At 42.4% G+C, this 22909-nt stretch carries 21 protein-coding genes; 1 reads left to right on the forward strand and 20 read right to left on the reverse strand.

Annotated features, from left to right (window positions below; translation table 11 throughout):
• Positions 1 to 12: 12 nt before the first annotated feature.
• The 17 genes from MKY41_RS08225 to MKY41_RS08305 form a co-directional block, all read right to left on the reverse strand.
• Complete coding sequence (locus MKY41_RS08225; RefSeq protein WP_340744572.1) at positions 13 to 699, reverse strand: urease accessory protein UreF; 687 nt, start codon at positions 697 to 699, stop codon at positions 13 to 15.
• Positions 692 to 1147, reverse strand: a complete 456-nt coding sequence (gene ureE, locus MKY41_RS08230) for an urease accessory protein UreE (protein ID WP_340744573.1) — start codon at positions 1145 to 1147, stop codon at positions 692 to 694. The genes MKY41_RS08225 and ureE overlap by 8 nt, the downstream gene beginning before the upstream one ends.
• Before the next feature lie 10 nt (positions 1148 to 1157).
• The gene (gene ureC / locus MKY41_RS08235) at positions 1158 to 2870 is read right to left on the reverse strand and encodes an urease subunit alpha (protein ID WP_340744574.1); all 1713 of its coding nucleotides are present in this window, start codon (positions 2868 to 2870) and stop codon (positions 1158 to 1160) included.
• The gene (locus tag MKY41_RS08240) at positions 2867 to 3190 is read right to left on the reverse strand and encodes an urease subunit beta (RefSeq protein ID WP_340744575.1); all 324 of its coding nucleotides are present in this window, start codon (positions 3188 to 3190) and stop codon (positions 2867 to 2869) included. Before MKY41_RS08240 ends, ureC begins: the two co-directional genes overlap by 4 nt.
• Before the next feature lie 23 nt (positions 3191 to 3213).
• Positions 3214 to 3516: an urease subunit gamma gene (locus MKY41_RS08245; protein ID WP_340744576.1), complete on the reverse strand. Its 303-nt coding sequence runs from the start codon at positions 3514 to 3516 to the stop codon at positions 3214 to 3216.
• 579 nt (positions 3517 to 4095) lie between these two features.
• Positions 4096 to 5664: a long-chain-fatty-acid--CoA ligase gene (locus MKY41_RS08250; RefSeq protein ID WP_340744577.1), complete on the reverse strand. Its 1569-nt coding sequence runs from the start codon at positions 5662 to 5664 to the stop codon at positions 4096 to 4098.
• 58 nt (positions 5665 to 5722) lie between these two features.
• Positions 5723 to 7249: a class I adenylate-forming enzyme family protein gene (locus MKY41_RS08255; RefSeq protein WP_340744578.1), complete on the reverse strand. Its 1527-nt coding sequence runs from the start codon at positions 7247 to 7249 to the stop codon at positions 5723 to 5725.
• An 82-nt stretch (positions 7250 to 7331) separates the two neighbouring features.
• Positions 7332 to 8996, reverse strand: coding sequence for an AMP-binding protein (locus MKY41_RS08260; protein WP_340744579.1), 1665 nt, complete (start codon positions 8994 to 8996; stop codon positions 7332 to 7334).
• A 124-nt stretch (positions 8997 to 9120) separates the two neighbouring features.
• Complete coding sequence (locus tag MKY41_RS08265) at positions 9121 to 10785, reverse strand: AMP-binding protein (RefSeq protein ID WP_340744580.1); 1665 nt, start codon at positions 10783 to 10785, stop codon at positions 9121 to 9123.
• Between the two features lie 115 nt (positions 10786 to 10900).
• Positions 10901 to 12058: an acyl-CoA dehydrogenase family protein gene (locus MKY41_RS08270; protein ID WP_340744581.1), complete on the reverse strand. Its 1158-nt coding sequence runs from the start codon at positions 12056 to 12058 to the stop codon at positions 10901 to 10903.
• A 21-nt stretch (positions 12059 to 12079) separates the two neighbouring features.
• The gene (locus MKY41_RS08275) at positions 12080 to 12856 is read right to left on the reverse strand and encodes an enoyl-CoA hydratase/isomerase family protein (RefSeq protein WP_340744582.1); all 777 of its coding nucleotides are present in this window, start codon (positions 12854 to 12856) and stop codon (positions 12080 to 12082) included.
• Between the two features lie 124 nt (positions 12857 to 12980).
• Positions 12981 to 14378, reverse strand: coding sequence for an acyclic terpene utilization AtuA family protein (locus tag MKY41_RS08280; protein WP_340744583.1), 1398 nt, complete (start codon positions 14376 to 14378; stop codon positions 12981 to 12983).
• An 18-nt stretch (positions 14379 to 14396) separates the two neighbouring features.
• Positions 14397 to 15182: an enoyl-CoA hydratase/isomerase family protein gene (locus tag MKY41_RS08285; protein WP_340744584.1), complete on the reverse strand. Its 786-nt coding sequence runs from the start codon at positions 15180 to 15182 to the stop codon at positions 14397 to 14399.
• 40 nt (positions 15183 to 15222) lie between these two features.
• Positions 15223 to 15612, reverse strand: a complete 390-nt coding sequence (locus MKY41_RS08290; RefSeq protein WP_340744585.1) for an AtuA-related protein — start codon at positions 15610 to 15612, stop codon at positions 15223 to 15225.
• 19 nt (positions 15613 to 15631) lie between these two features.
• Positions 15632 to 16432 (reverse strand): SDR family oxidoreductase, encoded by an 801-nt coding sequence (locus tag MKY41_RS08295; RefSeq protein WP_340744586.1) that lies wholly within the window; start codon positions 16430 to 16432, stop codon positions 15632 to 15634.
• A 13-nt stretch (positions 16433 to 16445) separates the two neighbouring features.
• Entirely contained in the window at positions 16446 to 18014 is a 1569-nt protein-coding gene (locus MKY41_RS08300; protein ID WP_340744587.1) for an acyl-CoA carboxylase subunit beta, read from the reverse strand.
• A gap of 25 nt (positions 18015 to 18039) precedes the next feature.
• The gene (locus tag MKY41_RS08305) at positions 18040 to 18252 is read right to left on the reverse strand and encodes an acetyl-CoA carboxylase biotin carboxyl carrier protein subunit (RefSeq protein ID WP_340745659.1); all 213 of its coding nucleotides are present in this window, start codon (positions 18250 to 18252) and stop codon (positions 18040 to 18042) included.
• Between the two features lie 338 nt (positions 18253 to 18590).
• Between MKY41_RS08305 and MKY41_RS08310 the strand changes: the two genes are divergently transcribed.
• Entirely contained in the window at positions 18591 to 20696 is a 2106-nt protein-coding gene (locus MKY41_RS08310; protein WP_340744588.1) for a sigma 54-interacting transcriptional regulator, read from the forward strand.
• A gap of 176 nt (positions 20697 to 20872) precedes the next feature.
• Here the strand turns inward: MKY41_RS08310 and MKY41_RS08315 are convergent, their stop codons facing one another.
• From MKY41_RS08315 to MKY41_RS08325, 3 genes are all read right to left on the reverse strand, one after another.
• Positions 20873 to 21154, reverse strand: coding sequence for an SDR family oxidoreductase (locus MKY41_RS08315; protein ID WP_340745660.1), 282 nt, complete (start codon positions 21152 to 21154; stop codon positions 20873 to 20875).
• Positions 21155 to 21260: 106 nt separating this feature from the next.
• Entirely contained in the window at positions 21261 to 22298 is a 1038-nt protein-coding gene (locus tag MKY41_RS08320) for an AbrB family transcriptional regulator (RefSeq protein WP_340744589.1), read from the reverse strand.
• 75 nt (positions 22299 to 22373) lie between these two features.
• On the reverse strand, positions 22374 to 22577 hold the full coding sequence (locus MKY41_RS08325) for a hypothetical protein (RefSeq protein ID WP_340744590.1): 204 nt from the start codon (positions 22575 to 22577) through the stop codon (positions 22374 to 22376).
• Between the last annotated feature and the right edge of the window lie 332 nt (positions 22578 to 22909).

The following is a 22909-nucleotide window of genomic DNA, read 5'->3' on the forward strand; positions in this document are numbered from 1 at the left end:
CATTTGGTTTTGTCAAGACATGAAAATGCGGACATTGACCCGCTCATGTTGCATCTGTGAGAGCTCGAGGCCAGGTGCCACGATTCCAAAGTCCTCTTCTGAAAGTCCAAGGATTTTGTCAACGGTCTCATGGAGCACTGTCCCGAACCGGTATAAGATATGTTGTCCTGCCGTTTGGCCAAGTGGGATCGCCCTCACGGCATTTTGGACGAGGCCGGAAATGGAGGAATAAAGATAATAGAGGATAGCTTCCTCCCGACTGCAGCCGAGTTCATGGGCTATGATCGTAAAAACGATGGCCGGATGGGGGACTGTCCGCCGATCAGCGACCAATTCCTGATATCCCTGAATAAGTGAAAGGTCGAACAGACTCGCTGCCAGCTTCATCATTCGTTCCCCTACCATCCGCGTACCTTGACGCGTTTCCCGCGGCAAGTTCTGAATATGGAGCAACTGGCCGATTCTGCCAATTTTGTGCATCTCGCCGCTTTCCAGTGCATCATACGCCATCCGGCAAGCAAGCCCATCCGTATAGGCGAGCTGCTCCTGGACATAGCACACTAGCCATTCCTCAAACGAGGGCGCATCCATTACAGTCCCGGCTTGGATGTATGTTTCAAGGCCAAACGAGTGGCTGAATGCGCCAGTCGGAAGGTTCGAGTCGCAAAGCTGAAAAAGCGGGAGAAGCCGATTATTCATGGCTATGTCCGATATGCCGGAAAGCTTCCTTCACTTTCCTGTTTTCTCGAACATGCGGGATATCTAGCTGACCTAAAAGCTCCTCGACGAGGTAATCATACTGAACCAGCATTTCATCCCCTTCAAACTGGGCAGGAAGATGCCGATTGCCAAGTTGGTGAGCAATCATGCCCATCTCGCCAATGGAACGCGGTCGAATGACGAGCAAGTCGTCTGTCATCACATCGACAACAATCATATTGCGATCGTCCATATGCAGGACGTCCCCCGCCCGCAGGTCTCCCTGTCCTTTCAGGCGGATGCCCAGTTCCGTTCCGTGGTCAGTTTTCACACGCTGAATGCGCTTGACAAGCGCGTCACTTTCTAGAAGAACCTTTTCTATATGCCGGCCTTCAATTTCCTTCGGATCTAAATCCTCCAGATTGGCCAAAACTTGTTCAATGATCATCATATTCACCTCAGAATAAGAAATATCGTTGCCCCATTGGCACAGTGTCCACCGGGTCACATATTAGATGCTCTCCATTGACGTGGACTTCATAGGTTTGCGGATCGACCGTGATATCCGGTGTTTCCGAGTTCAGCTTCATATCCTTCTTTGTTAGATTGCGGATGCCGCCGACCGGAAGGATGCGTTTCTGAAGACCCAGTTTTTCATGGACCCCGTCGTCAAATGCCGCTTTGGAAATGAATGTGATTGAGCTCTCGTGTAGCGCTTTGCCATACTGCGCATACATCGGACGCATAATGTACGGTTGCGGTGTCGGGATTGAGGCATTCGCATCCCCCATCAATCCACTCACGGCAAAACCGGATTTCAATACCATTTCAGGCTTGACGCCAAAGAAGGCAGGATTCCAAAGCACAAGGTCCGCAATCTTGCCGACTTCAATCGAACCGACATGATCGGCTATACCGTGAGTGATAGCCGGATTAATCGTATATTTTGCAATGTAGCGCTTCGCTCGATTATTATCCGCATATTCACTGTCGCCTGGAAGAAGGCCGCGCTGCATCTTCATCTTGTCAGCGACCTGCCAAGTCCGGATCGTGACTTCCCCTAACCGCCCCATCGCCTGCGAGTCGGAGCTGACCATACTGAAGACGCCCATATCTTGGAGGATGTCCTCGGCCGCAATCGTTTCCCGCCGTATTCTTGAATCGGCAAATGCGATATCTTCCGGTACGGAAGGATTGAGGTGGTGGCAGACCATTACCATATCCAAGTGTTCATCGACCGTGTTGACGGTATAAGGCAAGGTCGGATTTGTGGAGGAAGGCAAGATATTCAGATAGCCAGCAGACTTGATCAAATCGGGTGCGTGTCCACCGCCGGCCCCTTCTGTATGGTACATATGGAGAACGCGTCCCTTGACCGCAGCCATCGTCTCTTCCATGAATCCTGCTTCGTTAAGCGTATCGGCGTGAAGAGCCACTTGGACATCGTATTCATCCGCAACCTGCAGGGCATGGTCAAGCGAAGAGCTCGTGGCACCCCAGTCCTCATGTACTTTAAGGCCAATCACCCCGGCACGGACCTGCTCGGCAAGAGGTTCGATTGCCGCTGCGTGCCCCTTGCCAGTGAAACCGACATTGATCGGCAGTCCTTCCGCGGCCATTAGCATGCGGTGAATATTCCATTCACCCGGCGTAACGGTGGTTGCTTTCGAACCAGTTGCCGGACCCGTTCCTCCCCCAATCAGGGTAGTCGTCCCCGACGACAAAGCAACTTGCACTTGCATCGGATTCATGAAATGAACATGGGTATCAATTGCTCCCGCAGTGACAATCCGTCCTTCCCCCGCAATGATCTCTGTGGATGCGCCGATAATGATATCGACATTGTTCGTGATAAGCGGATTGCCGGCCTTTCCGATACCGATGATGCGTCCATCCTTGATTCCCAAGTCTGCCTTGACGATGCCGGTGTAGTCAAAGATGATCGCGTTTGTAATGACAACGTCAGCGGTCCCGTCCGCGCGTGTAGCAAGCGGATGTTGCCCCATTCCGTCTCGGATGACCTTACCGCCCCCAAACACGACTTCTTCCCCGTATGTTGTATAATCTTTCTCGATTCGGATATACAAATTCGTATCCGCCAGACGGACCGAGTCACCCGTCGTCGGGCCAAACATTTCCGCATATTGCTTTCTTGTCATTCTGAAGCTCATGATCCACCCTCCTGATCAAGCGGCCCGTCGACCTTGTTGTTGAATCCATAGATCCGACGCTCGCCTGAAAAATCGATCAATTCAATATCCTTTTCATCCCCCGGCTCAAACCGAACCGCCGCACCAGCGGGCACATTCAGCCGCTTGCCGTACGCTTCTTGCCGGTTGAATTGAAGGGCAGGGTTCGTTTCATAAAAGTGAAAATGCGAGCCGACCTGGATGGGGCGGTCACCGGTATTCGTCACAGTAAGAATCAAGACGGCCTTTCCTTCATTACAGATGATGTCTTCCTCTTGCAGAACGTATTGTCCTGGATGCATCGCTGCATCCCTCCTCTCAGTCATTATCGAATTGGCTGGTGAACGGTGACAAGTTTCGTCCCGTCCGGAAAAGTCGCTTCCACCTGAATGTCCGGAATCATCTCCGGCACGCCTTCCATGACATCCTCACGAGAGAGGATGTTCGCGCCATATTCCATCAGCTCCGCAACGGTTTTCCCGTCCCGGGCCCCTTCCAGCACTTCGTAAGTAATCAATGAGACGGCTTCAGGATGGTTCAACTTGAGGCCCCGGTCCTTTCTCCGACGTGCCAAATCAGCCGCTACAACGATGAGCAACTTGTCCACTTCACGCGGCAGCAAATGCATGTCCAAACACCTCCATTCAATCTGTCCGAACTAAAAAAAGCCCACAACGAGACTTTTTCCAGGAGTTGTAAATATGTGTTGAAAATCTGTCAAAGTATTCCCCGAATTGCCGGGAAATAGACTTTTCCAACGCTATCTTATTATAAGCGACAGATAAAGAAAAGAAAAATCATACACCTTAAATGATCAGCATGTAAACCGCATTCCAAACCGGTTTGGAGAGGATTTTCCAATTCCGTGAAGATTAATAGAATGGGTGTATTTGTTATTTTTAGAATAATAAAGGTGGTAGATGTATGTGTTGTTTTGTGGGATGGTTTTTCATTTTTTTCGTAGCTGCTGAGGAGATTACTGGTAGTTAAAAAATAAGGGTTATTACTATAGGTGGCGTTGATTCTGGAAGGGAGTCTAGTCTCTCAGGCACTTCGAACTTACCAAAAAGCAAATAAGCTTTTGTGGTAAGTTCTTTAGTGCCTGTTGAGGCTATTCGAGCGTCCTCTGGAAGATGAGAGTAGCAATCATGAATTTAACTTGCCATTTCAGAGCTTACTTGATTCGTCAGAATAGCTATCTAAAAAATTAATTTTGAATCTCTACATATAACTCACTGTACATTTTTCTCAAAGCATGCTTTTGAATCTTACCTGTAGATGTTACAGGAAACTCGTCAACTATCAATACTTTTTTTGGAACTTTATAACCGCCCAACTGTTTTTTGCACAATGCAATAATTTCTTCTTCCGTCACCGTCTCCCCTTCTTTCGGGATTACAAATGCTGTAAGTGCTTCCGTCCAATGAGTATGAGGCATGCCAACTACCGCAACATTATCAACACGTGGATTTTGAAAAATCACTTTCTCTACTTCCATAGAAGCAACGTTGACTCCACCTGTTTTCACCATATCCTTTTTACGGTCGATGAACCATAGAATTGCATCTTCATCGAGATATCCATAGTCACCACTATGGAACCACTCATGTTGAAAAGCCTCTTCCGTTTTGGCTTGATCATTCAAATAACCTTCCATCACTTGCGGGCTTCTATAGACAATTTCCCCAATTTCTCCTGTCGGCAAGACCCGGCCATTTTCATCCATAATGGCAACATCCACATTTACACCCGACAAGCCTACCGAACCGGATTTTGTTAGTTGGTGTTCTGGTCGAAAAACAGTGGCCACTGGAGCCATTTCTGTCTGTCCAAAAAGCAATGCAAAATCACATTGAAAAGTTTCGATTGCTCGTTTTATCTCATGGTCGGGCATGACTGCCATTGCATAAACGCAAAGTCGCAACGTGGATAAATCATAATTCGAACGTTCTGGATGATCGAGTAAGGTCCGATACATCATTGGCAATCCAAAAATCTGAGTAGCCCCTACTTTTTCAATCAAGACCATTAATTCAATCGGTTCAAACTTTTTCATAATCACGACGGTACCGCCGGCCATCATGACTGGAGTTGTAATAGCATTTAATTGCGCAACATGATGCATTGGGAGCATCGCGATTGAAATGTCATTTGACGTAAACTGCAAATCAAATGCAGTGCCCAAAGTATTCATATAAACTGCTAAATGACTGCTCATGACACCCTTTGGATTGGATGTTGTCCCACTCGTATACAAACATTGCATCAGATCACGGTCTGTTACTTCACTTATAACTTCAGTGCCTTTTTGATTGCTATATAATGAAAACCAATCAGCGTATTGATTTTCATTTGAACACACGTTGCCTATAACAATTGCTGTTTGCAATGTGGCAATTTGCGAAAGCTCTTCTAATTGATACGCCTGAGTATCCTCAATGATTAGCGCTTTGGCACTTGAATCTTCTAGTATATACGCTACTTCATGTGTTAATAACGAAAGATTAATCGGAATAATGGTAATACCCGTCTTTGCACACGCAAAATATATTTGTAAAAATTCAATTGAATTACTTGAAATAAGGGCTAATCTGTCTCCTCGTTTTAGCCCAATAGATTTCAAGCCGTTTGCTGCTTGATTCACAATCTCATTAAATTCTCTATACGTATACTGCCGCTCCCCTTCCTGAACCGCAATATGATTCGGATATCTACTCGATGTCCGTCGTAAGATGTCACCAACATTTACTCGGTGAATCAGGTTTCCTGCAATCACTATCGTTTTCCTCCATTCTGTATCTGCAATTTTTTATCTTCTAAGCTTCTTGCTCCTTTTAACTATATCGTTCCTTCAATATATGTTTACTTAACTTTCCACTTCCCGTCTTAGGAAGTTCTTGAACGATTTCAATTCTTCGAGGTTTTTTATAGCCTGCAAGATTTGGATGATTTTCACAATGCTCAATAATTTGTTGCTTAGTCAGACTTTGATCAATAGGAACGATGATCGCTGTCACTTGTTCAATCCACCTGTCGTGGGGTGTACCGATAACCGCAACTTCTGCAACACCCGGATGCTCTGCGATAATATTTTCCACTTCTTTCGGATAAACGTTTTCCCCGCCCGTAACAATCAAGTCATCAAATCGGTCTGTGTAATATAAATAGCCATCTGCATCCCAACGTACCACGTCACCAGTTTTGATCCAGCCTCCTACAAAACGTTCTACATTTAAATCTTCCCGCTTCCAATAACCCGGCGTAACAACGTCTCCTTTCAAGAAAAGTTCGCCACTTTCTTCATCACCAGGAAGGATCGATCTTGTACCGTCTTGTGAAACGATCTTTGCTTCTACAACTTGACTTCGCGCTTGCCCCATAGCTCCCTTCCTTCTTTTATCACCAATAGAATAAGTTATCATGAGACCAGATAATTCTGTCTGACCATAGATTTCATACAAAGGGGATATAATATTTTCCTCAAAGTAATCACAAATGATACTTGGCGTTGGAGATCCACCAAAAAAGCTAAAACGAAGTGGTTCAAACCATTTTTTCTCTAATGGATTTCGCTTTGCATAATTTACGATATCCACCAACATTGTTGAAATCACACCAGTCCAAGTTGGCAGAAGTTTACGAGTAAGATCTACCCATTCCTTTGCACTCCAACGGGCTATTAAAGTTACAGTTCCACCGGTAAAAAAAACCGGAAGTGTCGTACATTGTAGCCCACCTACATGGAACATGGGAAAAGTCCCCAACAAATGATCCTTTGATGTTAATTGCCATGTATCGATAACCATTTCTACAGACGCAGTATTTGTTCGATGCGTTTGCCTCACTCCCTTTGGTTTACCTGTTGTCCCACTTGTATACATTAGCAGCGCATCATCTGTATCTAAACAAGGCGTAGTTTTCATGCTGAAGACTTTATTTGCATAGATTTTTTCCAAAGAAGGAATTGTTTTGACTTCACCTTGCGTAATTAACAGAAGGTTGGGGAATTTTTGAAACATGGCCTCAAGTCGATTTATATCATTAACGTTAATAACAAGCATCTTAATCTCTGAATCTTCAATAACAAATTGTAATTCCTCTGCATGAAAACGATAATTAATTGGAACCGCAACGCCTGCAACCATCCACGTTGCATACAAAGCAACTAGATAATCCGGACAATTTGACATATATACTCCAAGTTTATCGCCTTTCTTAATGCCATTTTCCAACAAAAATTGTGCCAATGAACAGGCTCTTTGATAAAATGCCCGATAGGTAAGTTCCATGTTATCCATTCTGATCGCAATTTTCTCTGGATGCTCCCGAACAGAACGGTCAATATAACTGGCAATATTCAACTATTCTCACCCCTATATATTTTTATAACAAATAATATAGACTGAAGAGTTAGATTTTTAGAGTGACAGTTATACTAACTTGTTAAGTAATTTGTTGTTCATGAGAAAATTGTTTTCGCAAACGGTATTTCAATACTTTCCCGCCTACCGTCTCGGGTAATTTATCAACAAAGAAAATTTGTTTAGGTGTTTCAAACCCTGCCAATGATTCACGGCAGTAATGGATCAACTCATCTTCTGTTACTTGTACATCCTGTTTCATAACGACGATACCCGTAACAACTTCTCCCCATCTCTCGTCAGGCAATCCAATCGCAGCTGCCCTTTCAACAGCAGGATGTTGCATTAACACAGTTTCAACCCGGATGCTCGAAACGTTTTCGCCGCCCGATTTGACAATATCTTTATAACGATCAACCATTACGGCTAATCCTTCTTCGTCATACATGCAGCTATCACCTGAATGAAACCAGCCATGCCTTAATGCGTTTCGTGTCGCCTCTTCATCTTTATAGTAACCGGACATTATCGCCGGTGAACGATAAACAGCCTCGCCCGCTAGTCCATGTTCTTGGATGACATTACCTTCTTCATCCATAATGACAGAAGCTAGTATAGCGCTTGGCACACCTACATAATTTACATGAGGCGCATACTTTTCATAAGTTTCTGGCCACATATCATGCCAAAAACGATAACAAGTAATGGATTCTGTCTGTCCAAAAATTTCAAATAGCACTAAATCATCGCCACATAAAGTTTTGAGATGTTTATTATATTTCGGCGATAAAGACGACCAACCGTAGACGATGACAGTTAAACTGCTTATATTATATTTATCTTGTCTTGCCAAGATGAAGTCCGTCCAGCTTGATAAAAATGCTGGCGAGCCTGCCCAAAGAGCCGTCACTTTTTCTTTTGTCACCGCTTCAGCAATCGAACCTTGCTCTACCTTCCGTCCGATGACCATTGTCCCGCCTGCCAGGAAATTTGAAAATGCGAATGGCTGATCCCCAACGTGATAAATGACCGGCAAGAAGCTACAAATCTTTAACTGACTTTCGTTTATAATCCCCCGTGTTAAAGATAATGAAAAATTATAACTGGCTAAATACGTATTTGTGTGGGAAATCATCACAGCTTTCGGCATGGAAGTCGTTCCAGACGTGAAAAGCAATTCCCAAATATCATCTCCATGAATTTCTACATCAGGCTCTTCCTTCGAACGATTTGCAATAAAATGCTCAAATGAACGACTTCCCGGAATTACTTCCCCTCCGATTGGTATCGTGATGGATGGCAATAATTTGTTTTCCTCACAGACAGGTCCGACTTTCTCCCAATGTTCCGCATCAACCATTAACATTTGCGGCTCGACAAATTTTATTAAATAATCGATGACGTCAGGAGCCATCATGGTATTCATAGGAACGGCAACCAACCCGGCTTTAGCGATTCCTATTTTTCCAATTAACGCCTCAACTGAGTTATCACAAAACAGCAATATTTTATCTCCGCGCTTTAACCCCTTCTCCAATAGTCCATTCGCAAATTGATTAACTTTTTCATTCGCTTGCCGATACGTTAATCGGGCATTGGATTGATCCGCATACGCCCCTTCCCATCCAATGATTGCTTCTTTATCAGGAAAACTATATGTCACTCTTTCCAACATGTCCCCAACACTCATTCTTTCCCAACGATTAACATTTCTTCTCCCAAATAAAGAGGTTACATCGATTCTCATAAGGAACTCTCCCTTTCGGAATGATAGCACTGCAAAATCTTGTCCTAGCAAAATATGTTTGCTTTGACCTAACAATTGAAAAAGTTTTTCGGCATCCCTATAATCGACTTCCGTCTCTCGTCGATTAGCCTTTTACAATAGTTTCAGCAAACTGTTTTCTCAGTTGATGTTTTAATATTTTCCCACCAACTGTCGAAGGAAGCTTTTTCACAAAAATAATTTCCTTTGGTGTTTCATAGCCAGCAAGTTTTTTACGACAATACGTTAGAATTTCTTCCTCGGAAGCCTCTTTTTGTTCCTTTAACACAACAATGCCTACTACTCGTTCGTTCCATTTTTCATCTGGTACGCCAATTACAGCCGCCCTCTCTACAGCTGGATGTTGGCCAATAACAGCTTCAACTCTTAAACTTGAAACATTTTCTCCACCTGTTTTGATCACATCTTTAAAGCGATCCAACATAATGGCAAGACCATTCTCGTCATATATGCAGCTGTCACCCGAATGAAACCAACCTGTTTTAAACGCTTCTTTCGTCGCTTCTTCATCTTTGTAATAGCCAGACATCATCGCCGGGGAGCGATACACTGCCTCTCCCGGAACTCTCGCCTCCTGAATTTGCTGCCCATTGGCATCAATCAGTGCGGCAGAAAGTATTGGTGCCGGAACACCTACATAATTCACTGCTGGTGCATTATCTTTATACGTTTCCGGCCACAGATCATGCCAAAAGCGAAAACTTGCAATGGATTCCGTTTGTCCTAACATCTCAAAAAAGGACAAGGAATCTCCGCATAGTTTTTGTAAGCGTTCAGCATACTCCGGACTAAATGACGCCCAAGCATACAAAATAACTTTCAAACTAGTTGCATCATACTTGTTTCGATTTTCATATAAATAATCTGTAAACTCTTTTAAGAAAGTGGTCGATCCACCGTAAAGTGCGGTGACTTTCTCTTCACTGATCGCTTCTGCAATTCTTTTCTTATCCAGCTTTCGACCAATTATAAATGTCCCACCTGATAGAAAAACTGAAAATACAAATGCCACATCTGCAATATGGTAAATAACAGGAAGGAATCCGCATAATTTCACCTGACTTTCATTCAGCACACCACGCGTCAAAGATAAAGCAAAGCTATAGGCTGCCATATACGTATACGTGTGCGAAATCATGACACATTTAGGCATGGATGTCGTGCCGGAAGTGAAAAGCATTTCCCAAATATCATCTCCATGGATTTCCACTTCCGGGGCTTCAGTCGATTTCCCTTCGATAAACGCTTCGAACGATTGACTTCCGGCAATCACTTCTCCGCCAATCGGTATTGTAACCGCAGGCATCAATTGATGTTCCTCGAAAATACTACCGACGTTCTCCCAGTGTTCTGCATCGATGATTAACATTTCAGGTTCTACGTAGGTAATTAAATAAGAAATAACATCAGGGGCCATCATTGTATTCACAGGTACTGCAACTAAACCAGCTTTCGCAATTGCAATCTTTGTTAAAAAAGCTTCAACTGAATTATCACAAAGTAATAAAATGCGATCACCACGTTGCAATCCCTTTTCTAACAATGCGTTTGCAAACTGGTTTGCTTTCCGATCAGCCTCCAAGTAAGTGATCCGTTTATTAGAAGGATGTGCATACGCTCCTTCCCAAGCGACAAAAGCTTCTTTATCCGGAAAACTATACGTAATGCGCTCTAACATATCTCCAACACTCATTCTTTCCCATCGATTGACATTCCTTCTACCATAAAGTGAATGGACATCGATTTTCATGTGATTCCTCCTCATACTGATTCAGTAGAGCCATTTCGCTTCGGCTGTATTCCATACAGATCATAAATGCACTTGCGTCTTTCTCGATGTAGGTCATCCAGTTTTAGTGGCTATGCTAAAACGTTTCAACGCCCAATAATTCCCTTGCAATGAGTAGCCTTCTCACCTCGGATGTCCCTGCACCGATTTCATAAAGTTTGGCATCCCTTAAATAACGATTGACAGGATAGTCAAGCATATACCCATAGCCACCATGAATCTGGACAGCCTCCAATGCAGCTTTTGTTGCAGCTTCGGCAGTAAATAGAATTGCTGACGCCGCTTTCAAGGTAATCCGTTCGCCTTTATCAGACCGTTCAGCCGCATCGTACGTCATTAATGTGGCAGCTTCCAAATTTGTATACATATCGGCAATTTTTGCTTGAATCAACTGGAAGTTCTCAATCGTTTTTCCGAATTGGCTACGTTCTTTCGAGTATTTAACCGCCTCTCGATACGATCCCTTTCCAATTCCGAGAGCGAGTGCCGAGACGATCACTCTTTCAATATCAAGACCTGACATCATTACTTTAGTACCTCGATTTACTTCTCCCAATACGTTTTCCGCTGGCACCCGACAATCATCAAAAATCAACTCACCCGTTACCGACCCACGATTCCCCATTTTTTCTAACCGTTTAGAAACTGAAAAGCCTGCAAACTCCTTCTCTACAATGAACGCCGTAATCCCATACTCCCCATTTTCTTTTTTCGTTTTGGCGTACACGATCAGAACATCTGCTATCGGTCCATTCGTAATAAACGTTTTACTTCCATTTAAATAATAATAATCACCATCCTGCCGTGCCGTCGTTCCCATATTTACCGCATCGGATCCCGAACCAGGTTCTGTCAATCCAAGCGCCCCAATTTTGGTTCCTTCACACAGCTTCGGCAAGTACTTTTTACGCTGTTTTTCGTTCCCGTTTTTATACAAGTTGTACATACATAAATTTGAATGGGCCGCATAGGAAACTGCAACAGCAGCACTATACTTGGCAATTTCCTCTGTAATCACGGCTTGTTCAACGGCTCCCAAACCACTTCCGCCATACGCTTCGGGAATCATCGCACCGAGCATCCCCAACTCGCCCATGTGTCCCCATAAGTGCATAGGAAATTCATCCGTCCTGTCCATTTCCTCTGCAATGGGAGCAATTTCATTTTCAACAAATTGCTGTACCGTTTTTCGCAACATCTCGATTTCTTCCGTATACTCCACTGTATATCCCACTGGTGTTCACGTCCTTTTCCTCTATAATGAAAGACTCCTCTTTTCTACAAATGCTTGTATTGCTTCTTTGAAATCATCCGTTAAAAATAGAGACGCTTGGAGCAAAGCCTCTTTGAATAACAAACTTTCTAGATCAATAGCGGAACTGTCATTCAAAGTCCGCTTCGCTAATTCAACTGCTTTCGGTGCTCTGGAAGCAATAAGTTGTGCATCTGAAATTGCCGTTTCTATTAGATTCTCTGACTCCACAAGTTTTCCTATGATCCCGATCCGGTACGCTTCTTCCGCATCAATCACTTCAGCTGTGTAAATTAATTGTTTCGCTTTCGCCCGCCCTACAATCTTCGGAAGAAAATAGAATGATCCCAAGTCAGGTACTAAGCCGACTTTAGTAAATATCATTGAAAATTTTGCATTCCGAGTAGCAATCATATAATCAGCAGCTAGCGCTAAACTAAATCCTCCGCCAACACAGTACCCATCTACCGCTGCGATGATCGGCAATTTCAACGCTTCCATACGGAGCACCATTTGTTGCAATCTTTCCATGAACGCCACATTTTCATGTATATCACTTAAATCTTCATTTTGAATAAACGCAAGGTCTGCACCTGAACAAAAATTTTTTCCGCTACCTGTCAAAATAACTGCACGAATTTCTGGCGATGCTTCTATTTCATCCAAAGCTTGCAAAAACTGAACCGCAAACTCATTTGTAACCGCATTCATAGTTGCTGGATGATTCATCGTAATAGTCGCGTAGGGTGTATTTACCGTAAGAATGATTTTCTTTTCCATCTTCATCTCCGCCCCTATCAATTCATGGCACAATTGAATTTTTAATAAGTGAAAATGAACAACCCTTCAATAAGAGTCATCATCATCCGGATTGTCCAATCTCACAAGCTTAAAAAGTATTCCATTAAGATTGAATCGTAACACCTTTTTTCGCTTCGTAAATCCTAACTTGGACTGTATTTTCAATTACATGTCGATCAATTAAACAAGAAAACAAGCCAAGTAATTGACGCGGACGTTGCATGCCACCAAGTCCACCCCCCCCAAATGGTGGCCCATTGATCGCAAGAGGAGGAAGTAATCTTCCTAGTTTGGCTGCCTCTCCTTTTTCATCTGTTTGAATCGCGATTCTTAAGTACACTTCATTCAACTCATCAGTCTGGACTTGTTTCGCCATCGGTCCGTGCATCGAGTTATACCCTAAAAAACTAGTGTGGATAGCATTAGCTTGAATACCATGCTTTTCGATTTGTGTCCGCAAAATCTGCTCCGCTTTCCGTGCTTTTTCTAAAGCATGTGGCCAAGTATAACCGAGCATCCCTTCTCCAGACCAACCATTTTCATACCCGATGAGTGCCTTTAATGTTGGTGGAGCAGGCTTTCCCGTAACATTTGAAACTTTCACTCGGTCCGGACCAACATCTTCAAGAATAGCTGTCGTAAAATCTACAATTGCATCGGGTGTAATGTAATTGGACGGGTCGTGAATTTCATACAAGAATTGCTCTTTCACCGTATCGACATTTATTTTTCCACCCGTACCTGGCGCTTTTGTTATATAAAAGGTACCATCTTCATGGACTTCGCCTATTGGATAGCCGATTTGATCGATCCCTTCGATATTCCACCAATCTCCACTGAAATTCCCCCCTGATGCTTGACCGGAACATTCTAAGAGATGGCCGAGTAAAATGGCCGCTCCAATTTTATTCCACTCATCAAAATCCCAACCGAACTCATAGATCAATGGAGCTGCAAACTGCGCCGTATCGGTTGTCCTTCCCGTTACAATAACATCTGCACCTTGTCGCAACGCCTCGACAATCGGCTGCGCCCCTAAGTAAACAGATGCAAATAACATCCTGTCCTTGTACTTCTCCAACAGTTCTCCCGTTCCCATCTCAACAAAATCGATACCTTTTTCCTGAAGTTCACCAATACGATTATGAATATCATCTCCAGTGACGACACCCACTTTCAAATCATGAAAACCTAATTCTTCGGCTACCCGGATGACTTCCTGTGCGGCTCCTTTTGGATTAATGCCGCCCGCGTTTGTAATTAACTTTATCCCTTTCGGATAACATTCGGGCAACAAGGTTTTCATTGTCAAGGTAATATCATTCGTAAATCCTTTTGAAGGGTCTTTTTTTCGTGCTTTTTCCAAAATTGCCATCGTCAGCTCTGCGAGTGCATCGAAGCAAATATATTGGACATCACCTTTTTTGGCTACCTCTAGGGCAGGACGTATTGTATCTCCATAGAATCCCATCCCGGCGCCAATTCGTACTGTTTTCTCCATTATTCACTTCTCCTTTCCTTATTTTCCGGACCATACCGGTTCACGTTTTTCCAAAAAAGCTGTAGCGCCTTCTTTTACATCGTCACTTAAAAAAGCCATGACTCGTAATGCATTCGCATAATCTATTTTTTTATTCCACTCCATATCCCTGGCTTTATTGTAATAATCAAGCCCGATACTGAGGGCTAATGGACTGGCCGAGGCCAATTGTTTTGCAAAAGCAAATGCTTCTTCCAGCAGTTCGGAGCTCGCAACGACTTTATTAACAACGCCTAACTTACATGCTTTTTCTGCAGAAAATATTTCTCCCGAAAAGCCTAACTCCAATGCTTTTTTCGAACCGACGGCTTCAATGATTGCAGGCATGATAACAAGGGGAAACAACCCTAATTTTATTTCCGTTGTGCCGAATTTAGCGGTATCGGCCGCAATGCTATAATGGCAAGCCGCTGCCAATCCGAAACCACCACCGAGCGCATGCCCGTTAATGGCCCCAATAACTGGTTTCGTTAAACTAGAAAGTGCTTTAAACAATTCGGATGTTCCTTTTCCTTCCTGATAAACAGCGCTCGCGGATTTCCTCTGATAGTTGGTAAACTCTTTTAAATCTCCTCCAGCACAAAAGGCATTGCCTGCACCTGTAAGTAAAATGACATGCACCTCATCATTCTCTACTGCTTCATTCAATTTATTGATTAATGCCCAACATAACTTTTCAGATAAAGGGTTACGCTTTTCAGGCTGGTTTAACGTCATAATGGCGATATGATCTTTCACCTCAACACGAACCATTTCATCAGGCATATCGATACCTTCTTTCTTAATAAAATTCAATTTCAGCTATCTAAAAGGACCATTCCGAGCTAACAGCTGAAAGCTCTTTTGGAGGTTGTTTACTTTTCAAATTGCTCATCAACTCTTCAGGTACATCAATTTCCATTCTAAGAATCGCAGCACCCAAAGCTTTTCCGAGGTTATCAATGCGAATAGACCGAGGGGCTCCACCACCTAATGATTCATGCAAAATAAATTTCAAAGCATAGACATTCGGCACTTCAAAGCGTTCAACCTCTCCTTTGCATATACCATGAAAATATGCTTTTACTTTCTCAACCGTCACTTCTTTTTTTAGCAGCTCGTAAATCTTTGGACTATCTGCAAATAGAGAAACATCGGCTGTATTCCCTTTATCCCCTGAACGGGCTTGCGCAATAGTAGCAAGAAATGTTTTCAATTTGATCACCTCTATATTATTAGTAAGCTTCAAACGTAATCCCATGACCTAATGAATTTCCACCATCAATGACGATAAATTCTCCCGTCATATACTCAGCGGCTGGACTTGATAAATAAGTGACGAGCCATCCTAACTCTTCCAATTTACCGCCGCGTTTCATTGGAACAGCATCAATCATATTTTTCAGCATTGTTTCATCTGCACTTGCCATATTTTTTTGCATCGCTTCCGTCACAAAGACTCCCGGTCCAATGGAGTTAATGCGGATATTGTGTTTCGCCCATTCTAGCGCAAGAGTACGCATCATCCCGTAAACGCCATTTCTAGCTGCAACAGAATGGGCAATTCCTGGCGCACCTCGATGTAAAAAGCTAACTAAAATATTCGTAATCGAACCGCCACTCTCTTGCTTTACCATTTGCTTTGCTACAGCTTGGGTCATATAAAATGTTCCATTTAAATTTGTGTCGATCACTGCATTCCAGCCATTCGGCGTCAGTTCCAGAGAACTCTTTGGAAATTGCCCACCTGCATTATTGACCAGAATATTTACTTGACCGAAGGCTTCAACGGTTTGATCGACTAACTGCTGAACTTGTTCCGGTTCCCGGATATCGGTGACAACAGAAATAACCGGAAATCCTTGCTCCTTGAACTCTTTTTCAGTTTCTATTAGAACATCTTCTCTTCGTCCAGCAATCGCTAACGTCGCCCCTGCTTTTCCGAGCTCAGTTGCAATTTGTTTTCCAATCCCTGTACCGCCCCCTGTAATAATTGCGACTTGACCTTTTAATAATTCCTTGGAAAAAATGGACATATACTCTTCCTCCTCAGACAGGATGTACTGGTACTTTCTTTTCACCAAACGTTATATCTTTTGATGCGTAATAATCGAAGCGTTCAATGACTTCTTCACGCAACTGTTCATATGGAATAATTTCATCAATTATCAACTCCGAAGCAAGTGCATATTTATCCACATCTTTGGAATATTCCGTTATTTTTAACTCCACATAAGCTGCACGTTCTTCTTCCGGTAATTCTTGAATTTTATTATAATAAACTGCGTTTATTGCAGCCTCTGGTCCCATAATCGCTATGGAAGCGGAAGGCAGAGCAATCACCGTTTCAGGATCGAATGCAGGTCCACACATTGCATAGAGACCCGCACCGTAACATTTTCGAACAATCACTGAAATTTTAGGAACGGTTGCCTCACTTACTGCTGTGATCAACTTAGCACCGTGACGAATAATCCCTTGCTTCTCCACCGCTGATCCAACCATATATCCCGGAACATCTGATAAAAATAGGAGTGGTATATTGAAAGCATTACATAATGTAATGAAACGGGCTCCTTTATCTGCAGAGTCGACGAATAGCGTCCCCCCCTTCACTTTCGGTTGATTCGCAACAATCCCGACAACTTTCCCATCAAATCTGGCAAAGCCGACGATCAACTCCGAGGCAAATAGTTTCTTAATTTCAAAAAAGCTATCTTCGTCGACAACTCTATCAATTAGCTCATACATATCGTATGGGCGATACATATCTTCTGGAATAATTTCTTTAAGGTAACGGCCAGTTTTCGGTGCAGCCGGTGCAATGACCTTTGGTTGCTCCTTGTAATTTCCCGGCATATAAGAAAGGTATTGTTTGATTTTATGAATGGCATCGTCTTCATCTTTAGCTAAAATATCTCCGAGTCCACTCTTAGAACAATGTAAGCGGGCACCACCCATCTCTTCCATCGTCACCTTTTCACCAATCGCTTTTTCGACCATTCGTGTGGAGCCTAAGTAAGCACTAGCATTTTTATCGACCATGATTACGACATCTGCAAAGGCAGGTATATATGCCGAACCCGCTGGAGACGGTCCAAAATTAATACAAATTTGAGGAACCATCCCGGACATCTTCACTTGGTTATAAAAAATCTTGCCGCTATTTCTTCTCCCAGGGAATATTTTAATTTGATCGGTTATTCGTCCTCCTGCTGAATCAATCATATACAACATGGGGATTTTCAACTTCATAGCCATTTCTTGAGCACGCAACATTTTTTCTACTGATTTCTCTCCCCATGATCCGGCTTTGACTGTTGGATCTGAAGCGAAGAATGAAACACGCTGACCGTTGATCTTTCCTAGCCCTGAAATCATTGCATCCGCGGCTAAATCCGATCGTAGCGCTTCAGCGAATAGTCCGTCTTCTTTCAAGGAATTTGGATCGAATAATCGTTCCAAGCGTTCCCTGACTGGAAGTTTGTTTTGTTCAAGCACTCGTTGCCGGTACTTTTCCGCTCCACCTTGCTCAATTCGTTTCCTTTCTTGTAGAAGCACATCTTCCTTCTCCTGATTTGAAACAATTTTTCGATGTTCAGGTAACTTGATCGTCATTGCAATACCTCCCCTTGAAATCGTGTTAAGCTTTCAGTTCCAAAATAACTTCATCTTCTTGAACAAAATCGCCTTCTGCCTTATTCACCTTGGCAACCGTTCCTTCTATGGAGGAAGTGATCGGTATTTCCATTTTCATGGACTCTAAAATAGCCACTTCTTGGTCTGCTGTAATTCTATCCCCTTCTTTCACTAACAACTTCCACAGACTTCCGCTCATTTCCGATTTAACAAACATCATCTTGCACCTCCAAATGTAAATAGCAATTATGATTTGCCCCTTCACTATTAGTTATTGCAATTATCATGCCAAACTTGAAAACGACGATAACTAACCATTCCAGTTAAAGAAAAATCTTTTTAGGTGTAACATGTGCAAATCCCGCACAGTACAGTTGTATCGTTTTTGCACAGATTATGGCACATAAAATTGACCGAACCTTTAGATTTTTGCACTAAAATGGTACAATACATGTATATCAGTTGTGATAGGAAATTCATGAGGTAAGTCTATTATTGATATGAATAGATACTCCAACAAACTTTGACGTTTTGAATCGATAGGGGGAAATATAATTGCAATTAAGTATCAGTGATTACTGTGCTAAAAATGTCATCACCCTGAAACCTACGAGTCAAATTGCAGATGTCATACAAGTTTTATTACATAAACGTACGGATGTAACATGTGTTGTCGATGAAGATGAAAAGTTGATTGGTATTGTTAGTAAATATTCCTTGTTCCGTGAAATGCTTAAAGGAACGGATATCCGCTTACCGATTTCTTCTATTATTACGCACGATGTCGTTACGCTAAATCGCAATGATAATTTTGATATTGCTCGGAACACCTTACTTCAACACAAAGTTGCTCATGGAATTGTCATCGACGAACATCGTCGAGTACATGGGATTGTCACAAAATCCGATATTATAACTGGCTTCTTACATGAAAAAGAATTGCTCGTAAACCAATTAAGTGCTTTGATTGAGAACCTGGAAGACGCAGTCATTTCAATAAATACAGAACAACAGATTTTAACTTTCAATAAAAAATCGGAAAAAATGTTTAACATGAAAAAAGAGGAAGTCCAATATCAGCCCATTCAAAATCTATTTCCACAATTACTGGACCATTTCAACGAAACACTGCAACAACATTCTCCTAGTAAGCCTCAACAGGTTGAAATTGGGGAACATATATTAATAGCCTCCTTTATTCCCATCCAATTTCAACACACAATAAGTGGCGCAATGGTTGTTCTACAAGACATAACGAAATTAGAAACAATCGCAACAGAACTCGAGTCTACAAAACGGCTTCAACATACTTTGCACCACGCACTGGCTAAGAATTTTGATGCCATTATCATTACAGACGCAGAAGGAATCATTACCGTTGTGAATGATGCGTTTTATGATCTTTTTAAAATAACTGAAGCTGAAACACTCAACCAGCATTGGACAACCGTGATCCCTGAAATTACGTTCGAACAAGTGTTGGCTGGTAATCGAGTGGAGGGAGATGTTCGAACCATATTAAAAAATCCATGTTTCATTTCCCAAGACCCCATTATGCAAGATGATCGCTTATTAGGAACTATTACAAAAGTGATCTTTCGAAATATAGATGAATGGAAGGATGTATTTCTGCGTCTCGAACATTTACACAATGAGCTGAATTTCTATAAAGGCGAACTACAGCGCATCACTAAACAAGATTCCGCCTTCGAACGAATCATTGGTTACAATACTAAAATGGTTAAAATTAAAAATGAAGCGTTGTTAGCCGCAGGAGGAAGTTCCACTATTTTAATAACGGGAGAAAGTGGAACCGGAAAGGAATTATTTGCGGAGGCAATCCATGAGGAATCCAGACGAACCGGTCGGTTTATCGAAGTGAATTGTGCAGCAATCCCAGCAGACCTGATGGAATCTGAATTTTTCGGGTACACAGAAGGCGCATTTACTGGTGCAAAAAAAGGAGGAAAACCTGGCAAATTCGAATTAGCCCATCAAGGAACATTATTTCTTGATGAGATTGGCGATATGCCACTCCCGCTTCAAGCTAAATTACTGAGAGTATTACAAGAACAAACATTCGAACGAATTGGGGATACAGTCGTCCGTGATGCGGATGTCCGTATTATTGCTGCAACGAATAAAGATTTGAAGAAGATGGTGAGGGAAGGAACATTTCGTGAAGATTTATACTATCGTATCGATGTTGTCAATATTCATATCCCACCAGTAAGGGAAAGGATCGATGATCTGACGTTCCTATGTGACTATCTAATCAAAAAATTAAATGAAAAAATGGAGAAAAACGTGATGGGCCTCACAAGTGCAGCAGTTTCCATCTTACAGAATTATGACTGGCCAGGAAATGTAAGGCAATTAGAAAATATACTGGAACGCGCGTACAACCTTGGAATTACTAAATGGATCGAGCCCGTTCATTTACCCGATTCACTCATCCCTCTCCCAATCGTCCAGAGTACACGCTTGATGAGTCAACCGGAAAAAAACCATGATAGCTGGACACTTGAAACAACTGAAAAACAATCCATCGTACAAGCCCTTGCCAAGGCAAACAACAATCGCTCTCAAGCCGCGCTTATACTTGGGATTGGTCGATCGACTCTTTATTCGAAAATGCGAAAGTATGGGTTACATAAGTAATTGATAATCCATATATTTAAAATACAGAAATACATCGGTACTTCCCCTCAAAACATGTTGAAAACTATATTAAATTTCGCTGGCTCTTCCTAGCCAATAGATCATCACAACAAAAGAGCGAATTGACCATATATCAATATGATCAACTCGCTCTATTTCCTTCAGACAAAATGTAATTAGATAACCAAGCCACCATCAATACTCAAGATAGCCCCTGTAATAAAACGCGCCTCATCAGACGCCAGAAATGCGTAGCCATTCGCCACATCCTCTACAGTACCAAAGTCATTTAATGGGGATTTGTTCATCATAGTCTCTTGAACTTTTTGAGGCAGAGAATCCGTCATTTCTGTCTTGATAAATCCAGGTGCTACAGCATTTACACGTATGCCGTATTTACCAAGCTCTTTAGCCCATGTTTTGGTCATTCCGATTACGCTTCCCCTTCTGATGACCATGCACAAAAAGATGAAATAGCCGGCTTTCGAGATTGCCGGCTATTTCAAGATTCCCATCGAACTAGGTTATTTTTTGTTTCATATAACTCGCTCCGTCCTTCTATCCTCAAACCTCATTACTCGTTTTTATTTTCAAAAACTTCAATAAAAAAGATAACAGTAAGAACAGGGTGATGACCCGGATAATGTGCAAGCTCGCTACAATCGTCGGATTAACCTCCAAGGCAACAGCGGTAACCGTCATTTCCGCAGCTCCGGCAGGTACCGTGCTGATCAAACTCGTTGCATAAGGAAGACCCGTAATTAGCATAAAAATGAAGGAGGTTCCTAACGTGATACAAAAAAGGGTTGAAATGATTAGTACTGTGGTGGGACCTACTTTCCACACGCTTTTAAGGACCTCCCGATCAAATCGAATCCCTACAAAAGCACCGATCAATGCTTGGCCTATTCCCGAGGTCGTTCGTGGCACTGGCTCGATCTCCATGAATAATGTCGTCAATAGAAAACCCGTTACGATAGAGAAGATTAAAGTACCGCCTGGAAACTTTAATTTTTTATCAAGAAAAAGGGTGATCAAGATGACAATGAGAAAGAACAAGATTTGCGAAGGACTTAGAAGAGTAATCGAGTGTTGCACGGTCGGTTCAACTGTTATGGGATGAAAATAACCTATAAGCAATGGGATGGAAATTGTAAAAAAAGTAATTCGAATCGTATGGAACGCAGCAACCAACCGATCATCTGCGCCATATTGACCACTAATTCCGATAATTTCAGAAGCACCACCTGGAATACAGCAGAAAAAGGCCGTGTTCCGATCAATATTTGTTTTTTTATGCAAAAGAAGCCCAAGTAAATATCCAGTTGCAATCAGAACAAGGATGGTGGCCAGCAACGGGAGAAAAAGATGGGAGATTAGCTTCAAGCTATCAATATGTATTAACAGGCTAATATTGGCACCTACAAAAGCCAACACTAGTTTAAAAAGGTTTCGATGAAATTGGAAACGTGTAATGAACACGCCACAAATGATCCCGGTCAGTATCGAACCGATCAGCCATCCGGCAGGGATATTCAGCATATTAAAAAGGAAGCCTACGAATACAGCTGCAACTAAGTAAATACTTTTTTGTATGACCATAAAAAAATCCTTTCTGTTTCTATTGCCATGCGAGGTCATACTCCGAAATTAAATATTAACTACTTATCGTTCCTGTTAATTATCTGTCGGAGCTCTATGATATCTTGCTTTTTCAAGGATAGCCCGTGCACTGACAGGTGGAACCGCTAAAGCATAGTTTAAATTTCCAAAAGCACAAGTCATTGAAAATTTGGCGAATAATCTCACATCGGCATTATTATTTTCTAAGATGTTTTGGTGGATCCATTGGTCATGGAACAAAGCTTTGCCAATTTCCAAAGCTGGGATACTTCAGAAATCACAAGGGTATTAATCAGAACGGTTTATTTTTTCGTCCGGCTAGTTCATTGAGAATGTTTGCGGTAGTCGGACCTGTTGCTTAAATCGTTGCAATCAATGCAATATGCAGACCTTGAGCAATCACGATTTCTAACCTGCTCACATTAGAGCCTAAGATAGGAACAGGAACTCCCGTTTCAACTGCTCTTATAAATCAAGCCTTCATACATGAAATTGACAAGCGCAATCTTTTGAACGAAAGCATAGAGATTCGATTGAACGGAATTCATTGTAGCATAAATGCGCCCAATTCTTAACTTTTTCATTACATA

The organism is Sporosarcina sp. FSL W7-1349, assembly GCF_038003045.1.
Classification (GTDB): Bacteria; Bacillota; Bacilli; order Bacillales_A; family Planococcaceae; genus Sporosarcina.